Source organism: Rubritalea sp. (assembly GCF_039830215.1).
GTDB lineage: Bacteria > Verrucomicrobiota > Verrucomicrobiia > Verrucomicrobiales > Akkermansiaceae > Rubritalea.
The window spans coordinates 1-1709 of record NZ_JBDOPO010000232.1 but is presented as its reverse complement, the minus strand read 5'-3'; the positions used below and the strand labels follow the sequence as shown (position 1 = coordinate 1709).

Annotated in this window: 3 protein-coding genes; all 3 read right to left on the bottom strand. The window is 49.7% G+C overall.

Going from position 1 to position 1709, the window contains the following annotated elements; genetic code table 11:
• A partial coding sequence (locus ABGY95_RS07765) for a hypothetical protein (RefSeq protein WP_347441117.1) occupies nt 1–69 on the bottom strand: 69 nt, incomplete at its 3' end.
• 149 nt (nt 70–218) lie between these two features.
• A complete protein-coding gene (recR, locus tag ABGY95_RS07760) occupies nt 219–818 on the bottom strand; it encodes a recombination mediator RecR (protein WP_347441116.1) in 600 nt (199 codons plus the stop codon).
• Nucleotides 818–1709 (bottom strand): hypothetical protein (locus tag ABGY95_RS07755; RefSeq protein WP_347441115.1); only part of this gene is annotated, 892 nt, incomplete at its 5' end. The genes recR and ABGY95_RS07755, both read right to left, overlap by 1 nt.

Here is a 1709-nt window from a genome sequence, read left to right as displayed (position 1 = left end):
CAGGAGGGGAAGCTGAAGGATTTCCATGGATTGGATCATACGGGGCGCAAGCACCTGCTTTTGCGCCATCCGCATTTCCTGACCAAAAGACATCCGCATCGACATTGAGACTACCGCTTGTTAGAGACATTGTGATGAACAACCGCGTCAACGATTCATACTCTGCAATCATACCATTCTTGGTGTATTTCAGAACTAAGCAATTGACACCTGTATTGTCAGAATGGCTGTCGGCTTGCGATGGCATCAGCCAACATGTCGCGATTTGCTTGCTCTAAAGAGGCTCCCACCGTCAGTCCGCGGGCGAGACGGGTGATTGTTACCGGTAGTCCGGCGAGACGAGTCGCAATAGCGAGTGCCGTGCCATCTCCCTCTACGTTTGGAGTGGTCCCCATGATGACCTCACGAATCACGCCCTCTTTGAGTCGGGTCACAAGTGTATTAATAGATAATTTTTCCGGTCCAACTCCATCGAGTGGTGAGAGTCGTCCTTGTAAAACGTGGTACAGCCCGCGAAAGCTGCCCGCCTGCTCTATTGCAAGAAGGTCTCGGACCTGTTCGACGACACACAAGACGTTTTGGTCACGGCGTGGATCTTTGCAGATGTCGCATTCCTCGTTCTCTGAAAGGTTGAAGCACGTTTTGCACGGCCTCAGGTTTTCTTTTACAGCCCGAATACTCTCTGCAAATTCGATTGCTTCTTCGTTCGGCATTTTAAGGACATGGTAGGCAAGCCGTTCAGCACTCTTTTTTCCAATACTTGGGAGATTGGCAAAAGCATCAATCAATCGATTTATCGGTGACTTCGTTTTAGCCATTATGTTGCTCCGTTTTCTTCCGTATTGTTTTCTTCTGCTACGCCCATTCTTTTATTCGCGTTTGCTGGCTTTCGTGGTGGATCAACTTTACGAACGGCTGCATCGAAGGTTGCGAGAGCATGACTCACAAGCGGGTTCTGGACCGCTTCTTTGAGAAGCCCGGCGGAAGAGATGGCCGTTTTCTTCTGCGGGCTCTTTGAGGGTTGATTGAGCACTCCCTCCTGAGATGGAGTAACCCCGGCCGGAGTTGCCGCAGATTCTTGTTCCTGAAGAACTACTGAATATCGACAGGATTGCCCCGTAAGGTTTTCCAGTGCGTTTTGGAACTGTTTGGTGATCTCGTTCCGGTTCAGAAAAGCAGTTGCGGATCCTGCTGATGCCTGGAATTCAATCTTGAAATGATTTGCCTCCTGTGAAGCGGATATAGCCATGGCGGCGAAGTCACTGGCAAGTCCCCCAACTACTTCTCCAGCATTTTTCCAGATCACGAGTGGCTCAGTGCCTGGGCTTGGAGTATTGGTTGTACCTTGTGTCTGAGGAGCGGCTGTTTTTGCTTTAGCGCTTGAAAAGGTCGCTGGAGCGGGATGGTTCGTCTTGGCAGTCTGTTGGTTAGCTGCTGGCGTCAGCTTTTTTTTTTCGTGATGATGAGATGGGAGTTTTTCACCAGCCGGCTTCATGCCGGAAATTATTTCGCTGAGATTATCGAGGTCTTCGAGTGCAGCAAGACGAATTATTGCCATTTCTGCAAGAACGGTTGTGTGCGTACTTAGCCGCATTCTTGCGAGCGAATGATCAATGATCTGAAGCATGGCGAGCATGGTTTCTGTTCCCGCTTGCTTGCCAAGTTCTGCAAAGTCGATGCCGAACGAATTGCTTCCAATAAATGTTTCT

Bases quoted from the DNA above. Each gene is read 5' to 3' on its own strand.
- recR (WP_347441116.1), bottom strand. From the start codon at position 818: ATGGCTAAAACGAAGTCACCGATAAATCGATTGATTGATGCTTTTGCC.